16 protein-coding genes are annotated in these 16,469 nt (G+C 70.7%); 9 read left to right on the top strand and 7 right to left on the bottom strand.

Translation table 11 applies throughout. The annotated features are described in order from the left end of the window. Nucleotides 1–62: 62 nt before the first annotated feature. From Pta02_RS20815 to Pta02_RS20830, 4 genes are all read left to right on the top strand, one after another. Nucleotides 63–857 (top strand): ABC transporter ATP-binding protein, encoded by a 795-nt coding sequence (locus Pta02_RS20815; protein ID WP_203876559.1) that lies wholly within the window; start codon nt 63–65, stop codon nt 855–857. Nucleotides 858–950: 93 nt separating this feature from the next. After that, a complete protein-coding gene (locus Pta02_RS20820; RefSeq protein WP_203876560.1) occupies nt 951–1,991 on the top strand; it encodes an SPFH domain-containing protein in 1,041 nt (346 codons plus the stop codon). A gap of 177 nt (nt 1,992–2,168) precedes the next feature. Then, entirely contained in the window at nt 2,169–2,924 is a 756-nt protein-coding gene (locus tag Pta02_RS20825) for a sulfite exporter TauE/SafE family protein (protein ID WP_203876561.1), read from the top strand. Nucleotides 2,925–2,953: 29 nt separating this feature from the next. Then, nucleotides 2,954–3,187, top strand: a complete 234-nt coding sequence (locus Pta02_RS20830) for a DUF8836 family protein (RefSeq protein WP_203876562.1) — start codon at nt 2,954–2,956, stop codon at nt 3,185–3,187. Nucleotides 3,188–3,234: 47 nt separating this feature from the next. On the opposite strand, the gene Pta02_RS20835 is transcribed toward Pta02_RS20830, so the two are convergent. The 4 genes from Pta02_RS20835 to Pta02_RS20850 all read right to left on the bottom strand — a co-directional run bounded on the left by Pta02_RS20835 (nt 3,235) and on the right by Pta02_RS20850 (nt 7,625). Next, on the bottom strand, nt 3,235–4,101 hold the full coding sequence (locus Pta02_RS20835; RefSeq protein ID WP_307837484.1) for a Rieske (2Fe-2S) protein: 867 nt from the start codon (nt 4,099–4,101) through the stop codon (nt 3,235–3,237). Nucleotides 4,102–4,189: 88 nt separating this feature from the next. Next, entirely contained in the window at nt 4,190–4,744 is a 555-nt protein-coding gene (locus tag Pta02_RS20840; protein ID WP_239131130.1) for an HD domain-containing protein, read from the bottom strand. 101 nt (nt 4,745–4,845) lie between these two features. Beyond that, nucleotides 4,846–7,011, bottom strand: coding sequence for a molybdopterin-dependent oxidoreductase (locus Pta02_RS20845; protein WP_203876565.1), 2,166 nt, complete (start codon nt 7,009–7,011; stop codon nt 4,846–4,848). Between the two features lie 383 nt (nt 7,012–7,394). After that, nucleotides 7,395–7,625 carry a hypothetical protein gene (locus Pta02_RS20850; protein WP_203876566.1) on the bottom strand — a complete coding sequence of 77 codons (231 nt, stop codon included), beginning with the start codon at nt 7,623–7,625 and terminating at the stop codon, nt 7,395–7,397. Nucleotides 7,626–8,232: 607 nt separating this feature from the next. Here Pta02_RS20850 and Pta02_RS20855 point away from each other — a divergent pair. The 4 genes from Pta02_RS20855 (at nt 8,233) to Pta02_RS20870 (ending at nt 11,458) form a co-directional block, all read left to right on the top strand. Continuing rightward, complete coding sequence (locus Pta02_RS20855; protein ID WP_203876567.1) at nt 8,233–9,093, top strand: helix-turn-helix domain-containing protein; 861 nt, start codon at nt 8,233–8,235, stop codon at nt 9,091–9,093. Nucleotides 9,094–9,162: 69 nt separating this feature from the next. Continuing rightward, nucleotides 9,163–9,369 (top strand): DUF397 domain-containing protein, encoded by a 207-nt coding sequence (locus Pta02_RS20860; RefSeq protein WP_203876568.1) that lies wholly within the window; start codon nt 9,163–9,165, stop codon nt 9,367–9,369. Nucleotides 9,370–9,661: 292 nt separating this feature from the next. Further along, entirely contained in the window at nt 9,662–10,765 is a 1,104-nt protein-coding gene (locus tag Pta02_RS20865) for a CapA family protein (RefSeq protein WP_203876569.1), read from the top strand. A 45-nt stretch (nt 10,766–10,810) separates the two neighbouring features. Beyond that, the gene (locus Pta02_RS20870) at nt 10,811–11,458 is read left to right on the top strand and encodes a TetR/AcrR family transcriptional regulator (RefSeq protein ID WP_203876570.1); all 648 of its coding nucleotides are present in this window, start codon (nt 10,811–10,813) and stop codon (nt 11,456–11,458) included. Nucleotides 11,459–11,542: 84 nt separating this feature from the next. On the opposite strand, the gene Pta02_RS20875 is transcribed toward Pta02_RS20870, so the two are convergent. Continuing rightward, on the bottom strand, nt 11,543–12,034 hold the full coding sequence (locus tag Pta02_RS20875; protein WP_203876571.1) for a hypothetical protein: 492 nt from the start codon (nt 12,032–12,034) through the stop codon (nt 11,543–11,545). Nucleotides 12,035–12,199: 165 nt separating this feature from the next. Here Pta02_RS20875 and Pta02_RS20880 point away from each other — a divergent pair, with 165 nt between their 5' ends. After that, complete coding sequence (locus Pta02_RS20880; RefSeq protein WP_203876572.1) at nt 12,200–12,739, top strand: tetratricopeptide repeat protein; 540 nt, start codon at nt 12,200–12,202, stop codon at nt 12,737–12,739. A gap of 207 nt (nt 12,740–12,946) precedes the next feature. Here Pta02_RS20880 and Pta02_RS20885 read toward each other — a convergent pair whose 3' ends face one another. After that, nucleotides 12,947–13,666 carry a hypothetical protein gene (locus tag Pta02_RS20885; RefSeq protein WP_203876573.1) on the bottom strand — a complete coding sequence of 240 codons (720 nt, stop codon included), beginning with the start codon at nt 13,664–13,666 and terminating at the stop codon, nt 12,947–12,949. Nucleotides 13,667–13,851: 185 nt separating this feature from the next. Continuing rightward, the gene (clpB, locus tag Pta02_RS20890; protein ID WP_203876574.1) at nt 13,852–16,434 is read right to left on the bottom strand and encodes an ATP-dependent chaperone ClpB; all 2,583 of its coding nucleotides are present in this window, start codon (nt 16,432–16,434) and stop codon (nt 13,852–13,854) included. Nucleotides 16,435–16,469 lie beyond the last annotated feature (35 nt).

Consider the following 16,469-nt stretch of genomic DNA (forward strand, 5'->3'; position numbering starts at 1 on the left):
CACGATATGTCCTCGCACTGCAATAGGTTTTGTTCGAGCGATTCTCAAGGAGGCGTTGGGGCATGGGCGGTCAGGTGCTTCGGTTGCAGGACGTCACCGTCCGCAGAGACGGTGCGGCCCTGCTGCGGAACATCGACTGGACCGTCCACGAGGACGAACGGTGGGTCGTCATCGGCCCCAACGGCGCGGGCAAGACGACGCTGCTGCAGGTCGTGGGGGCCATGCTGTTCCCCTCAGAGGGCGTGGTGGAGATCCTGGGCGAGCGGCTCGGCCAGACCGACGTCTTCGACCTGCGGCCCCGGATCGGCCTCGCCAGCGCCGCGCTGGCCGAGAAGGTCCCGCAGGACGAGAAGGTCATCGACCTGGTGCTCACCGCCTCCTACGCGATCCTCGGCCGCTGGACGGAGGAGTACGACTCCAACGACGTCACCCGGGCCGTCGAGCTGATCGACCAGTTCGGGTGCGCCCACCTGATCCGGCGCCGCTTCGGCACGCTGTCGGAGGGCGAGCGCAAGCGGGTGCAGATCGCCAGGGCGCTGATGCCGGACCCCGAGCTGCTCCTGCTCGACGAGCCCGCGGCCGGGCTCGACCTCGGCGGCCGGGAGGACCTGGTGCGCCGCCTGGCGATGTTCGCCGGCGACCCCAAGGCCCCGACGATGGTGCTGGTCACCCACCACGTGGAGGAGGTGCCGGTCGGGTTCACCCACGCCCTGCTGCTGCGGCACGGCTCCGTGGTCGCCCAGGGCCCGATCGAGCACGTGATGACCGCCGACAACCTGGCGCACACCTTCGGCATCCCGCTCAGCCTGGAGCGGGGATCCGACGGGCGCTGGTATGCCCGGGCACATCAGTTCTGAGTCGTTATGGCTTGACCGGGGTAAACAAAAGTAAAAGGAAATATCCTTCCCGAGACGAGAGATCCACTTGATTCGACCGTCCGGAGTGGCCGTATGGAACCACCGCTTGTCGTCGCTCTCATCGTGGTGGCCATCGCGGCGTTCGCGCTGATCCGGACGATCCGGATCGTCCCGCAGGCCACGGCCGGGATCGTGGAGAGGCTCGGCCGTTACCACCGCACGCTCCTGCCCGGTCTGAACCTGGTCGTGCCCTTCATCGACCGGATCAAGGGCACGATCGACCTGCGCGAGCAGGTCGTGTCGTTCCCGCCGCAGCCGGTCATCACCTCCGACAACCTCGTGGTCTCCATCGACACCGTGATCTACTTCCAGGTCGTCGACCCCCGGGCCGCCACCTACGAGATCGCCAACTTCCTGACCGGCGTCGAGCAGCTCACCGTGACCACGCTGCGCAACGTGGTCGGCGGCATGGACCTGGAGCGCACGCTCACCTCCCGCGAGGAGATCAACACCGAGCTGCGCGGGGTGCTCGACGAGGCCACCGGCAAGTGGGGCATCAGGGTCAACCGGGTCGAGCTCAAGGCGATCGACCCCCCGGCCTCCATCCAGGACTCGATGGAGAAGCAGATGCGCGCCGACCGCGACAAGCGGGCCGCCGTGCTCGCCGCCGAGGGCCAGAAGCAGGCGGCCATCCTCACGGCCGAGGGCCAGAAGCAGGCCGTGGTCCTCAAGGCGCGGGGCGAGGCGGAGGCCGCGGTGCTCAAGGCGCAGGCCGATGCCGAGGCCAAGGCGATGCGGGCCAAGGGCGAGGCCGACGCGATCGCCATGGTCTTCAAGGCCATCCACGAGGGCAAGCCCGACCAGCAGCTGCTGGCCTACCAGTACCTGCAGACGCTGCCGCAGATCGCCAAGGGCGACGCCAACAAGGTGTGGATCGTGCCCTCGGAGATGGGTAAGGCCCTGGAAGGGCTGGGCGGCCTGTTCTCGCACATGACGGGCGAGAGCGGCGGCGTGGTGCCGGCCTCCGGCGCCAACGGCGCCGGCCCGGAGGTCGCGGGCGGCCCCGACACCGCGGGCCGGGACGCCCACGGCAGGGAGGTCTCCGGCCGCGAAGTCCCCGGGAAGGACGGCTAGCTCGGGGACGTCCCCCGAGAGGACACCCGGGCGGGGAGCTGCCGGGAGAGGACACCCGGGGCGGAGACCTGCCGGGAAAGGACACCCCGCCACCGGCCGGGCCGTGCACCCCTCCTAAGGTGCGGTGAAGTGCCGTGCACCGTTCACGGGCGCGAGCCGTACGAGTGAGGAGGGCGCATGACGCCATGGGAGGCCGTCGCGATCTTCGCGGCCGGTGTGGGGGCCGGGGGCATCAACGCCGTCGTCGGCTCGGGATCGCTGATCACGTTTCCGACGATGGTGGCGGTCGGGCTGCCGCCGATCGTGGCCAACGTCTCCAACAACATCGGCCTGGTGCCCGGGTCGCTGACCGGGGCGCTGGGCTACCGCGCCGAGCTGAAGGGGCAGCGCGAGCGGCTGCTCCGGCTGGGGACCGGATCGGTCGTCGGCTCCCTCATCGGCGGCGTGCTCCTGCTCTTCCTGCCCGCCTCCACCTTCAACGTGATCGTGCCGATCCTGATCGGCCTGGCGTGCGTCCTGGTGGTGCTCCAGCCCAAGCTGAACGGGTGGCTGAACGCCTGGCGCGAGCACGCCCACCCGCACGGCGGCCCCTGGCTCTGGCTCGGCGTCTTCGCGGCCGGCGTCTACGGCGGCTATTTCGGCGCGGCCCAGGGCGTGCTGCTCATCGGGTTGCTCGGGATCTTCCTCGACGACGACCTGCAGCGGGTGAACGCCGCCAAGAACGTGCTGTCCCTGCTGGTCAACGCGACGGCGGCGGTGCTGTTCATCATGATCGCGGAGGTGGACTGGATCGCGGTGCTGCTGGTGGCGGCGGGCGCGACGATCGGCGGTTTCCTCGGCGCCAGGGTGGGCCGCCGGCTGCCCGCCCCGGTGCTGCGCGGCTTCATCGTCTGCGTCGGCGTCGCCGCGATAATCAAACTGGTGTACGGATAAAACCTACACATTATGGGTATAAATCCGGCATGAAGGGCGACAGGGTAGAGATCATCATCGACGCGGGAGGCACCTCGCGTACGTACGAGGTCGAGGCGACCAAGGCGGGTCGCCGGGTGGAGGTCGCCAACCAGCGTGGCGGCGTCGTCGAGGTGAGTGAGGTCACCCGGAGCGGTACGGCGGTGCGTACCGCCCGGTTCATGTCGAGCCGGATCCTGGCCTTGGTCGAACATCCCGCCGACGCCGACGGCGCGGACGACTGACCCGGGGCGCGCCCGGCCGGTCCGTGTGCCGGCGGGCGCGCGGGCCGTCAGGTGTGCGAGGGGCGCACCTGGATGATGCCGTCGCGGCGGATCCGCGTGTCGAAGGACGGCTGCGGCGCGGTCCCGGGCCCGTGCACGACGGCGCCGTCCGACAGCCGGAAGGTGGTCCCGTGCCACGGGCACACCACGCAGGTGGTCCCGTTCTCGGCGACCAGCCGTCCCTGGTGCAGCGGCCCGGCCAGGTGCGAGCAGCGGTCGGCGAGCACCGTCACCGTCTCGCCGACCCGCAGCACGAACAGGTCGATGTAACCCAGCCGCCGGGCCACCGGACGGCCGTCGGGCAGGTCCTTCAGGGCGCACAGGTCGTGCCAGCCCAGCGGGACCAGGTGGGTGACCACTTCGGCGTGGTTGGCCCCGGCCGCCTGCCGGTAGGCCATGTGGCCGCCCAGGTAGCCGCCGGCGCCGGCCGCCGCCAGCCCCGCGAACGACAGCGCGCGCCCGGCGCGCTCCCGCCCGGTCAGCCGCATCACCAGCGAGGCGGTGTAGAGGCCGACCGCGGCCAGGTTGGCGGCCGCGTGCACGAGCCCGACCCGCTGCTGCTCCCGGTGCAGCGAGGACCAGTCGGTGATCCCGGCCGCCGCGGTCGGGATCGCGCCGCCCAGGCCGGTCAGGAGCACCGCCCGCGTCGCGCGGGGGTCGGCCTTGACCACGTCGAGCACCGCGGTGGTGAACATGCAGCCCACGGTGAGGGTGGCCAGCGGAGGGTGAAGGGGTTTGCCGAGCGGGACCCCGTGCAGCAGGTCACGCAGCGGCCCCGGCCCGATCCGCTGGCGCACCGCCTTGGCGAGCGCCCGGATCGGGCGATCGGTTCTGGAGGACCTCTCGATCCGTCCGGCGAGATCGATCGGAGGCACCAGTTGTCTGAGGCTCCGGCGCCCCGTTTTGACTGTTTCCTTCACCATCGCCCCCTCTCAAGCAATAGGGACCTACCCGGGAACCACGTTATGCACGCGCCAGATGTCCCCGGCTGATGGAGAGTTCGATGATCTCGGTGGCGTAGGCCCCGAGCGTCGGCGATCCCTCTTCTATGATCTTCACCTTCTCCAGGACCTGCTCGGCCGTCACCTTGTAGAGCGACCAGGTGCCGCCCTCGTTGTGGTGGTTGGCCATGATCGGAGCGATCCGGTCCAGGGCCTTGGCGAAGCGGGCCTCGGGGGTCTTGCGCTCCTCGAACTCGTCCCAGAGCGCGCGCATCCGCTTGGCCTGGTCGTCGGGGAGCAGCCCGAAGATCCGGTCGGCGGCCTTGCGCTCGATGCCGAGCTGGGCCTCGACGGCCGAGTTGTCGTAGATGAACGTGTCACCGGCGTCGATCTCGACGATGTCGTGGACGAGCAGCATCGCGACGACCCTGTCCATGTCGGTGCCGGGCGGCGCGTGCTCGGCCAGAACCATCGCCAGCATGCCCACGTACCACGAATGCTCGGCGTCGTTCTCCCGCCGGGATCCGTCCATCAGGGTGTTTCGGCGGACGATGCGTCTGAGCTTGTCGATCTCCATCGCGAAGGCGAGCTGGGACTGCAGACGATCCTGTTCTGGAGGGGTGGTCACCCGCGCAAGCCTAGTCCGCGCGGGCGGCCGATTCCCGATCGGCCATGCGATCAGACGGGAGCGAGCGTGACCGGAACCCCGTTGAACACGGCGTTGCCCGAGGGAACGTCGATCTCCGACTCGTCCGTCAGAGTGTTCACACTCACTCCGGCGTGCTCGGACGCGACCCGTTGCGTGCTCTCGGCGTGGCCCCAGCCGTGGGGCAGGCTCACCACCCCGGGCATGATCGCGTCGGTCGGCTCCAGCGGCACGGTCAGCTCCCCGGCGGCGCTGCGGACCACGGCGTGCCCGTCGAGCCCGAGCCGGGCCACGTCCTGCGGGTTGATCTGCAGCGTGCACCGGTTGCTCCCGCCGACCAGCGGGCCCACGTTGTGCAGCCAGCTGTTGTTGGAGCGCAGGTGGCGCCGGCCGATCAGCACCATCTCCGCGGGCGGCGCGGCCAGCCGCCCGCGCAGCCGTACGACGTCCTCGACCAGCTGCGGCGGGGCCAGCTCCACCCGGCCCGAGGCCGTGCACAGCACCTCCGCCAGCCGCGGTCGCAGCGGGCCGAGGTCGATCCCGTGCGGGGCGTCCAGGAGCGCCTGCAACGACAGGCCGTAGGGTCCGAGCTTGAGCATGGCGTCCAGGCGCTGTTCCGCCCCGTTGCCGCCCTGCAGGCCGGCGCGCAGTTCGGCCGGGTCCCGGCCCTCGACGGGCGAGCCGGGGGTCTCGACGGCCCTGCGCAGCATCTGGTCGATGATCAGCTCGTCCAGCAGGGCCGGGTCGGCCTGCGCCCCCTGGCCGGAGGCGATCATCGTCAGCCGGGCGAGGATCTCCGCCTCGGTGGGCCGGTCCGGCTCCGGCGGCAGCACCGGCGGGGAGAACCTGGTGTAGTTGCGCACGGCGAAGGGCAGCAGCGCGAAGTCGTAGTGCGGCGTCCGCATCACCGGGGGCGGCGGCAGGATCACGTCCGCGTGCCGGGTGGTCTCGTTGAGGTAGGGGTCGACGCAGACCATGAACTCCAGGCCGCCGAAGGCCCGGTCCAGCCGGGTCCCGTTCGGCGCCGACAGCACAGGGTTGCCCGCCACCGTCACCAGCGCCCTGACCTGCCCCTCGCCGGGGGTCTCGATCTCGTCGGCGAGGGTGGCCACGGGCAGCTCCCCGTTCGCCTCCGGCAGCCCGCGGACGCGGCTGTGCCAGCGGCCCGTGGCGTACGGCTTGCGCCTGCGGCCGATCTCGACCGCGGGCTTGGCGAACATCACGCCGCCGGGCCGGTCGAGGTTGCCGGTCAGGACGTTGATCACGTCCACCAGCCACTGCGCGACGGTCCCGAACTCGGCGGTGCAGGTGCCGATGCGGGCGTAGACGGCGGCCGTGGGGGCCGCGGCCAGCTCGCGCGCCAGCCGCTCGACGGTCTCGGCGGGGACCCCGCACAGCTCGGCCACGGCCTTGGGGGAGAACTCCGCGGCCAGCTCCCGCATCTCAGCCAGGCCCTCGGCCTCGATGCCGGCCGAGGTGAGATCCTCGGCGAAGAGCGTGTGGACGATGCCGAACAGCAGGTAGGCGTCGGTGCCGGGCCGGACGAACAGGTGCTCGTCGGCCAGGGCGGCGGTGCGGGTGCGACGGGGGTCGACGACCACGAACCGGCCGCCCCGCGCGCGCAGCGCCTTCAGCCGGCCGGGGAAGTCGGGCGCGGTGCACAGCGAGCCGTTGGACTCCAGCGGGTTGGCGCCGAGCATCAGCAGATAGTCGGTGCGGTCGAGGTCGGGCACGGGGATGGCGAGCGGGTCGCCGAACATCAGCCCGCAGGAGACGTGCTTGGGCATCTGGTCGGCGGTGCTGGCGGAGAAGACGTTGCGGGTGCCCAGGGCCCGGATCAGCGGCGCGCCGTACAGGGCGCCGGCCATGGAGTGCGCGTTCGGGTTGCCCAGGTAGACGGCCAGGGACTGGCGGCCGTGCGTCTCGATCACCGAGGTGAGGCCCCGCTCGACGACGCGGAAGGCCTCCTCCCAGGAGACCTCGGCCCACGCCTGTCCGGTGCGGACCATCGGGGCGCGCAGGCGGTCGGGGTCCTCGTCGAGGCGGCCGAGGCTGGCCCCCTTGGGGCAGATGAACCCCCGGGAGAAGGGGTCGTCGGGATCGCCCTTCACCGAGGTGACGTGCCCGGTGTCGTCAAGCGTGAGCCGCAGGCCGCAGACGGCCTCGCAGAGGGGGCAGGTCCGGTGCGCGGTTCTCATCGGTACTCCTGGGTTCGACGAATGGACTCATCATTACCCGGTACCGGTGGGGAAAGGAAGACCCGGGGGCGCAGGCCGTGGCCGTCCCGCCGGTGGCGGCGGGAACCCAGATCGTGCTCGTGAGGGCGAGGAACGGCCACCAGGCGTCCCCGCGCAGGGCGGCGGCGAGCGTCAGGATCGTGGCGGCGCCGATGATCGCCGCCAGGGCGATCTCCGTCCGCCGCCGGTGGAACCGCCCGGGAGACGCCGGGCGCCGGGACCGCCGGCCAGGCGTCGGCCGCGGGAACCACCGGAGAGAAGTCAGCCGTCGGAACCGCCGGAGAGACGTCGGCCGCTGGAGCGGTCCGGGGACGTCCAGCGGCCGGTGGGAGGTTTCGCGGTGATCATGCAGCGACATTCTCGCTCACGCTCTCGGCATATATCCGCTCCGCCTTCTGCAGGTCGAAGAGGGGATTGCGATAGCGGCGGGCCCCGAAACCCGTCTTTTCGACGCTCCAGCCGAGCCGGTAGGCCCATTCATCCTGGTCCATGCACAGTTCCCGGTCGGTGTGCTCGATCAGACGGGCGATCCAGGTTTTGAATCCGGAAATCCCGTTGATGGCGTGGAGGCACATGGGAGGCTCCTTTCGTGGCTTCGATGCGGAGCTCTTGTGGCAATCGGGCTGGTGGCCGCCGGCCCGGTGCGTTCTTCGCCCTTTCCGGGCCCCTTGCGATGTGTGCGACCGTGAGCCGTCGCCTGCTGCTCTTCCCGTCTCCGCCGCGGTGCGCCTCCTCGATGTCCCGGCGGCTGCGCGCCGCCCTCGTGCCCCCGGGTGGGACTCTGTAAGCAGATGGTCCTCCCCGATGTCAAATGCTGCAATACCTCCACTGGAAATATCGGAAAAATTCGAGTGCAACCCCTCGTGCAAGTTGCATAGAAGGGGAGGGGGAGGCGGTAGAGGGCGGGGAGGGGGTGTCCCCGGAGCGGGACGGGCGCGAGAGGCGACCGGGGGCCGCGGTTCTCCGGAAAACAAGGGGACCGACTCCCGTGACCGGTGCGAAGGTTCTATAGACAACCTCCTTTCGCTGGACTGCTAATAGGGGGCTGCAAGGTACTAATACCGGTGACGTCGCCGCAGTATCCCGTGCAACTTGCAGTACCATGAGCCGGGAGTCTCTGATCGAAGGACCTGACGAGTCCATTGGCGATACACCTTCATATCGGTGAGAGGGGTCCGGACGGTGCCCGAGCGTGGGAGTCCTACCGTTCGCCGGCTCAGGCTCGGGCAGCAGTTGCGCCGGTTGCGCGAACGCCGTGACCTGAGCGGTGAGGACGTCGCAACGAGATTGAAATGGTCGGCGTCTAAGGTCAGTCGCATCGAGAACGCCAAGACCATGCCGCGAAGAAGTGACGTCGAAGCCCTCGCCGAGCTTTATGAGGTAGGCGCGGTCCTGCAACAGGAGTTACTCGAGCTTCACCGTGATGCGGCACGGCGAGGGTGGTGGGAGGACTATTCTGGCTCCCTGCCCCAGGAGTACACGACCCTGCTGGGGCTGGAGGTGGAGGCCGTCTCCGCGCTGAACTGGGAACCCCAGATCGTGCCCGGTCTCCTGCAAACCGAGGACTACGCCCGCGAGGTCATCCGTTCCACGCAGGCGATCACCCGGATTCCTCCGGGGGAGTTCCGCAGCCGGGTCGAGGCACGGATGGCCCGGCAGGAGCTCATTCTCAGGAGCGTGGACCCGCTCAGACTCTGGGTGGTGCTGGACGAGTCGGTGTTGCTGCGCCGTTTCGGCGGCGCGACGGTGATGCGTGACCAGCTCGAACGGTTGGTCGAGCTGTCCAGGCTGCCGAACGTCCGGGTGCAGGTCCTGTCCCTGGACAGGGAGCACCCGGTGAACACCGGTTCCTTCTTCCATCTCAAGTTCCCCGAGTTCCACGACGTGGTGTACCTGGAGGCGCTCCACAGCGCGTGGTTCGTCGAGGACGAGGAGATGGCCTACGACTACGAGATCGCCTTCGACCGTCTGCAGTCGGAGGCGTTCGGCGTCGACGCGTCACGAGAGATCATTCAGAAAACTGTCGAAGAACGTTGGAGATAAAGCCCCCAATCGTGGAGTGGCCGTCCCAGCGGGAATCGAAGGCGCTTCCCGTTAAAGGAGATAACCAACATGTATGAAGCCGAGATTGCGGGCGCCGCATGGAAGAAGAGCGCCCGCAGCGCCGCGAACGGGCAGTGTGTCGAGGTCGCCCGCCTTTCTGATGGAAAAGTGGGCGTCCGGGACAGCAAGAACCAGCAGGGTCCCGTTCTGATCTTCACACCGGGTGAATGGGACGCCTTCGTGGGAGGCGTCAAGGACGGCGAGTTCGATATGTGACGTCGTTCCCCATCCCGTTTTCGACAGCTTCGACGCCCGCCGCCCGGGGGCCGGCCCGAGAAGACGCCCCCGGCGGAGCGCGCCGCGCGCCCGCGGGAGACAGCAGACGGCTCGCCCCGCGAGGGTGCGGGCCGCCTGTCGCGTCCTGGGCCTGGACACGACGTCTCGGCCTGAACGCGACGTCTCGGCCTGAACGCCGAGGTCAACGAGCGTCCCCGGTTTCGGGCACGGGGGCCTGTCGCGTGGCGAGTCGTCGCGCTCATCGCGGCCGAGGTGGCATGCTCGGATAACGATGGACACCTATACGCGCCGCCTCGGTGTGGCCACCGCCGCCGCCGCATCCGTTCTGCTCGCCGCGGCCTGCACCGCGGCGGAGTCGTCGACCCCGGGGGCGGTGCCGGACGTGGTGGAGAAGCCGACCACCTCGGCCGAGCCCACGGCCCCCGCGCGCAAGCCGTTCACCATCTCCTTCGGCGGCGACGTGCACTTCGAGGGCGTCCTGCGCAGCAGGCTGGACGCCGATCCGCGCACCGCGCTGGGCCCCATCGCGAAGGTGCTGCGCAAGGCCGACCTCGCGATGGTGAACCTGGAGACCGCGATCACCACCGGCGGCACCCCCGCGCCCGGCAAGCAGTACACCTTCCGGGCCCCCGCCAGCGCGCTCACCGCGCTGAAGGCGGCCGGGGTGGACGTGGCGTCCATGGCCAACAACCACGGCATGGACTACATGCAGAGCGGCCTGGCCGACTCCCTGGCCGCGGTCAGGCGCTCGAAGTTCCCGATCGTGGGCGTGGGCAAGAACGAGGCCGAGGCCTACAAGCCGTGGCGGACGACCGTCAACGGCAACCGGGTGGCGATCATCGGTGCGACCCAGGTGCTCGACGCCGAGTTCATCTCCTCCTGGACGGCCTCCGGCAGCAAGGGCGGTCTGGCCTCGGCCAAGAACGAGGCGCGGCTCATCCAGGAGGTGCGCAAGGCGCGCCGTACCTCCGACACCGTCATCGTGCACCTGCACTGGGGCACCGAGCTGCAGAAGTGCCCGAACGAGGCGCAGCGCGGCCTGGCGCCCAAGCTGGTGGCGGCCGGCGCCGACGTGGTGGTGGGCGGCCACGCCCACATCCTGCTCGGCGGCGGTTACCTGAGGAACGCCTACGTCAACTACGGCCTGGGCAACTTCGTCTTCTACAACTGGGGACCGGACACCGGCAGGACCGGCGTGCTCACGCTGACGATCGACGGCCGTAAAGTGATCAAGGACCAGTGGACCCCGGCCGTGATCCAGGGCGGGGTGCCGATCCCGCTCACCGGCGCGAACAGGCAGCAGGCCCTCACGAACTGGAAGGCGCTGCGCGGATGCACGGGGCTGGCGGCCAAGCCGGGCAAATCCGCCGATTGATTCAGAGGGCCTGACCTGGCGGGGATAGGCAGGCAAGATGGTGGGGTGTCCACCCTGCCTGTCGAGGAGTCCGGTGAGGCTCCCCTGCGGCGCCAGCCCTCCCAGCGGCGTAGCGCGCGACGCGTCGAGCGGATGCTCGACGCGTGCGCCGACCTGTTGGACGAGATCGGCTACGAGGCGCTGTCCACCACGCGAATCGCCGAGCGCGCCGGTGTCGCGATCGGCTCGATCTACCAGTTCTTCCCGGACAAGAAGGCCATCACCCAGGCGGTGACCCGGCGCCACGTGGAAAGGTTCATGTCGCGCATCGGCACGCGCTTCCTGTCGGAGGACTACTCCGGCTGGTGGGACGCCGTCGACGCGATCATCGACGAGTACGTCGAGATGCACCGCACCGTCCCCGGTTTCCGCTCCCTGCACTTCGGCGACGTGGTCGACCTCAACCTGCTCGACGGGGTGTCCGACAACAACACGGTGATCGCCGGGCGTCTGCGCGGACTGCTCCTGCAGGAGTACGGCCTGGCCGACAGCGAGGAGTTCGACCTCGCCATCATGGTCGCGGTCGAGGCGGGGGACGCGGTGCTGAAGCTGGCCTTCCGCCACGACCCCGAGGGCGCCCCGCAGATCGTCCAGGAGGCCAAGCGGCTGATCCGGGGCTATCTGAGCCGCCAGTTCGCCGACGCCGCCCCCTGAGGACCGGACGCCGCCGCTGGGGGACCGGACGCCGCCCTGAGGACCGGACGCCGTCCTGAGCCCGGAGTCCCCGTGCGGCGGGTCTCAGCCGAGGGGACGCCCGGAGGACCAGATCCGGTCGGGAGGCTCGGCCAGGGGCTTGGGCGGGGATCCGCCGAGCGGGTCCACGACCTCCGGAGGCTTCCTGACGACCGTGCCCTGGACGGTCTCCGACACCGCGGCGATCTCTCTCCGCTCCCGGGCCTTGCGCCTGCGCTCGCGTTCGGCCGCCCGGACCGCCTTCTCGAAGGCGTCGGCGGGCGCGGGCACGGTCACGGTGCGCGGGGTCTTCCGGTCGGGCTCGCGCCGTTCCGAGCGCTCCGCCTCGCAGAGCCTGGAGGCGGCCACCGCCGCGACCATCCGATCCTGCCGGGCGAGCTGTTCCTCGCGGAGGCGTTCCTCCAGGGAGGCGAGACGGTGATGCGCCCGGTCGACGGCGTCCAGCCTCGCGGAGAGGTATCCCGCGGAACCGGGGACCACCACGGACAGGACGGTCATGCACGCCAGAGTGAAGGTCATCTGCCGGGAAACGCCCATCGCAGCTCCTTCGAACGACATCACTCCGCCGGCGGGAGGCGTCCCGGGTATGCCCGTCCCCCTCAGACGACACGCGCGACGTCACCAATTGCAGACATGTGGTTGCTTAACCGATACCTGTTATTGGGCGGACGAAGCAGAGCCTCGCTCGGTACGCTCGGCGATGTGGCGCATGTGACACGTGAGCACCTTGATCGGCTTCTTGAGCGGGCACTGCTTGCCGATGATCACGAAAGTCTCGCCCGGCGGCTGGAAGCCCTGGTCGAGGCCTACGTGTCCGGCGATGTCCCGCGGGCGGTCATTCTCATATTGGCCGCCGAGGCGTGGCGGCAGGCCGGACAGCCGGCCCGCGCTCTCGACTGCTTCCAACGGGCGGTGGACGACGGGGGCGACACGGGCGTCGATCCGCGTGCCGGGATCGCCGACACGCTGTTCGAGCTCGAACGGCCCAAGGAGGCCCGGGAGGTGATCGCGGCTATCCGGGAGCGCGGAGAGGTCTCCCCGGCCACCGCGCTGACCGTCGCCGAGACGCTCGCCGCCTACGGGGACCCGCGCGAGGCCCACGTCTGGGCCACCGAGGGCGCCGTGGCGGCGGCCCCGGACAGCGAGGAACGGGTGGCGCTCCTGCGCGTGCGCTACCTGATCCGGGTGGACCTCGGACTTCCCGAGGACGAGATGGACGCGCTGCTCGACCTGTCGCGCTGACCGCGGTCCGCAACGTCTGCGGTCCGCAACGTCCGCGGTCCGCACCGCCGTGGGCGGTGCCGTCCGCGGTCCGTGCTGCCCGCCGGTCATACCGTCCGGCGGCCGTACCGTCCGTCCGTCATGCCGTCCGCCGGCCGTAACGCCTGTCGGTCGTGCCGTGCGGGCGGCGCGTGCCGACCGGTCGGGGATCGTGCCCGTCGCGGGGTCTCAGCCGAACGGCAGGACCAGCGCGGGCGCGGGCGGAGGCGTGGTCGCGGACGGCGTCCGCGGAGCCGGGCGGGCGGGCCTGGCGGGGCGGTCGGCTCTCGGGCCGGGACGGGACGAATCCTGCCCCGGACCGGACCTGACCGGGACGCGCGGCCCGATCACGCGGGGCGCCGGCTCCACCGCGATCTCCGGCGGGGTCCGGTACGGCACCGGCAGGGACAGGACCGTGCCGGTCGACAGGGCTCCCGCCGCGTCCCGCAGCCGCGGCACCGACGGCACCCCGGCCGTGAAGCCCGCGCGGGTCGCCGGCGCGCCGGGAAGCCCCGGCAGGTCCGGGGTGGGCAGCAGCATCTCCACCCGATCCAGGCCGGGACGCCCGGGAGGGCCGAAGGGCAGGGCGGGGAAGCCGATGGCCGCCGCCACCCCCCCGGCGTCGGCGAGGCTGAGCACGGCGGAGGCCATGGAGAGCCCTTCCAGGCCGGCCACCCTGGCCAGCCGGTCGGCCAGGGGCCGGGACTCGGGGGCGAAGGGATCGGCCTGGGGATCCACGAGGGAGTCGAGGAGGGAGCCAGCGAAGGGGCCGGCGAGGGGATCGACGGCGAAGGGGCCGGCGAGGGAATCGGCGGGGAGCTGACCGGCGGTGACACGCCCGGTGGAGGACGAGACGCCCGCGCCGGCCGGGGCGGGCGCCGCCCATCCGGCCAGGGCCGCGAGCGTCACGGCCGTGAGGATTCCCCCCATGTTCCGCGGCACGTTCGACATGCGCACCCCCTGTTACCTTCGGCGGCCTGACGACTGCCGAAGGTAACAGCGGGAGCCGAGCCGGGAGGGCGCTTGACCCGATCCTGGCCGAGCCCTTACCGGGACGATGGAATCGCCCCCGGGAGCACCCGGGGGCGAAGGGCTCAGCCCCGTGCCGGAGCGATGGTCAGCGAGTCCCGCGCGTCGTCGAGGTCCACCAGGACCTCGTCGCCGTCCTTGATCTCTCCGGAGAGCACCTTCCTGGCCAGCGAGTCGCCGATGGCCGACTGGACCAGCCGGCGCAGGGGCCGCGCGCCGTACAGGGCGTCGTAGCCGGTCAGCGCCAGCCACTCGCGCGCCGCCGGGGTCACGGTGAGCGTGAGCCGCCGGTCGGCCAGCCGCCTGGCCAGGTGCGCGACCTGCAGATCCACGATCTTGGACAGTTCCTCGGTGCCGAGCGCCTCGAACAGGATCACGTCGTCGAGCCGGTTCAGGAACTCCGGCTTGAAACGGCCGCGCACCGCCTCCATCACGGACTCGCGCTGGGTCTCCTTGTCCAGCTTCGGGTCCACCAGGAACTGCGATCCGAGGTTGGAGGTGAGGATCAGGATCGTGTTGCGGAAGTCGACCGTACGGCCCTGGCCGTCGGTGAGCCGCCCGTCGTCCAGGACCTGCAGGAGGATGTCGAAGACCTCGGGGTGGGCCTTCTCGACCTCGTCCAGCAGCACCACGGTGTACGGCCTGCGCCGCACGGCCTCGGTGAGCTGGCCGCCCTCCTCGTAGCCGATGTATCCGGGAGGGGCGCCGACCAGGCGGGCGACGCTGTGCTTCTCGGAGTACTCGCTCATGTCGATGCGGACCATGGCCCGCTCGTCGTCGAACAGGAAGTCCGCCAGCGCCTTGGCCAGTTCGGTCTTGCCGACGCCGGTGGGGCCGAGGAACAGGAAGCTGCCGGTCGGCCGGTCGGGGTCGGCGATGCCCGCGCGGGCGCGCCGTACCGCGTCGGAGACGGCCTGGACGGCCTCGCGCTGGCCGATCAGGCGCCGGCCCAGCTCCTCCTCCATGCGCAGCAGCTTGGCGGTCTCGCCCTCCAGCAGGCGGCCCGCGGGGATGCCGGTCCAGGACGAGATCACCTGGGCGATGTCGTCGGAGCCGACCTCCTCCTTGACCATGGCGTCCTCGGGCTGGGCGGCGGCGCTGGCCTCGGCCAGCTCGGCCTCCAGCCTGGGCACCTCGGCGTACATCAGCCGGGAGGCGGCCTCGAAGTCGCCGTCGCGCTGGGCGCGCTCGGCGGCGATCCGCGCCTCGTCGAGCTGCTTCTTCAGGTCACCGACCCGGTTGAGCCCGGCCTTCTCCCGCTCCCAGCGGGCCACCAGGGCGTTGAGGTCCTCCTGCCGGTCGGCGAGCTCCTTGCGGAGCCGCTCCAGCCGCTGCAGGCTGCTCTCGTCGGTCTCCTTGGCGAGCGCGAGCTCCTCCATCTTCATCCGGTCCACGTTGCGCTGGAGCTGGTCGATCTCCACGGGACGGGAGTCGATCTCCATGCGGAGCCGGGAGGCGGCCTCGTCGATCAGGTCGATGGCCTTGTCCGGCAGGAACCGGGAGGTGATGTAGCGGTCGGACAGCGCCGCGGCGGCGACCAGCGCGCTGTCGGCGATCTGGACCTGGTGGTGCGCCTCGTAGCGGCCCTTGAGTCCGCGCAGGATCGCGATGGTGTCCTCGACGCTGGGCTCGCCCACGTAGACCTGCTGGAAACGGCGCTCCAGCGCGGGGTCCTTCTCGATGCGCTCGCGGTACTCGTCGAGGGTGGTGGCGCCGATCATCCGCAGCTCGCCCCTGGCCAGCATGGGCTTGAGCATGTTGCCGGCGTCCATCGCGCCCTCGGCCGCGCCCGCGCCGACCATGGTGTGCAGCTCGTCGATGAAGGTGACGACGCGGCCGTTGCTCTCCTTGATCTCGTTGAGCACGGCCTTGAGCCGCTCCTCGAACTCGCCGCGGAACTTCGCGCCCGCGACCATCGCGCTCAGGTCGAGGGCGACCAGGCGCTTGTCCCTCAGGCTGGAGGGCACGTCACCGGCCACGATGCGCTGGGCCAGGCCCTCCACGACGGCGGTCTTGCCCACGCCGGGCTCGCCGATGAGCACCGGGTTGTTCTTCGTGCGGCGGCTGAGCACCTGGATGACCCGGCGGATCTCCGAGTCGCGGCCGATCACCGGGTCGAGCTTGCCGGCCCGCGCCCGCTCGGTCAGGTCGACGCCGTACTTCTCCAGCGCCTTGTAGGTGTCCTCGGGGGTCTCACTGGTGACCCGGGCGTGCCCGCGCACCTTCTCGAAGGCGTCGAGCAGCGCCTCCGGGGTGGCGCCCCGCGACTTCAGCAGCTCGGCCACCGGACCGCCGGCGGCCGCCAGGCCGACCAGCAGGTGCTCGGTCGAGACGTACTCGTCCTCGAGCTGGCGGGCGCGCTGGGCGGCGGTGTTCAGCACGGTGAGCAGCTGGCGGGAACTCGACGGGGCGCCGACTGTGGCGCCCTGCGCCTTCGGCAGGGCCGCGAGCTGCGTCTCCGCCTCGGCGCGCACCTTCTTCCAGTCGGCGCCGACGGCCTCCAGCAGGGGCACCGTGGTGCCGCCGGTCTGGCCGAGCAGTGAGGTGAACAGGTGAACCGGGGCCACCTCGGGGTTGCCCTCGGCGGCGGCCCGCCGGATGGCGGAGGAGACCGCTTCCTGGCTCTTCTGAGTAAGTTTGTAATCCATTTATATTGCCTCACTTCGTTCGGCGGCTCGGGGCG

The sequence above is a fragment of the Paraplanobispora takensis genome (genome assembly GCF_016863195.1).
GTDB classification, from domain to species: domain Bacteria; phylum Actinomycetota; class Actinomycetes; order Streptosporangiales; family Streptosporangiaceae; genus Planobispora; species Planobispora takensis.

Excerpts from the sequence above, each read along its gene's own strand:
- Pta02_RS20815 (WP_203876559.1), top strand. The coding sequence starts at position 63 with ATGGGCGGTCAGGTGCTTCGGTTGCAGGACGTCACCGTCCGCAGAGAC.
- Pta02_RS20820 (WP_203876560.1), top strand. The coding sequence starts at position 951 with ATGGAACCACCGCTTGTCGTCGCTCTCATCGTGGTGGCCATCGCGGCG.
- Pta02_RS20825 (WP_203876561.1), top strand. The coding sequence starts at position 2,169 with ATGACGCCATGGGAGGCCGTCGCGATCTTCGCGGCCGGTGTGGGGGCC.
- Pta02_RS20830 (WP_203876562.1), top strand. The coding sequence starts at position 2,954 with ATGAAGGGCGACAGGGTAGAGATCATCATCGACGCGGGAGGCACCTCG.
- Pta02_RS20840 (WP_239131130.1), bottom strand. The coding sequence starts at position 4,744 with ATGGAGATCGACAAGCTCAGACGCATCGTCCGCCGAAACACCCTGATG.
- Pta02_RS20845 (WP_203876565.1), bottom strand. The coding sequence starts at position 7,011 with ATGAGAACCGCGCACCGGACCTGCCCCCTCTGCGAGGCCGTCTGCGGC.
- Pta02_RS20850 (WP_203876566.1), bottom strand. The coding sequence starts at position 7,625 with ATGTGCCTCCACGCCATCAACGGGATTTCCGGATTCAAAACCTGGATC.
- Pta02_RS20860 (WP_203876568.1), top strand. The coding sequence starts at position 9,163 with ATGTATGAAGCCGAGATTGCGGGCGCCGCATGGAAGAAGAGCGCCCGC.
- Pta02_RS20865 (WP_203876569.1), top strand. The coding sequence starts at position 9,662 with ATGGACACCTATACGCGCCGCCTCGGTGTGGCCACCGCCGCCGCCGCA.
- Pta02_RS20875 (WP_203876571.1), bottom strand. The coding sequence starts at position 12,034 with ATGGGCGTTTCCCGGCAGATGACCTTCACTCTGGCGTGCATGACCGTC.
- clpB (WP_203876574.1), bottom strand. The coding sequence starts at position 16,434 with ATGGATTACAAACTTACTCAGAAGAGCCAGGAAGCGGTCTCCTCCGCC.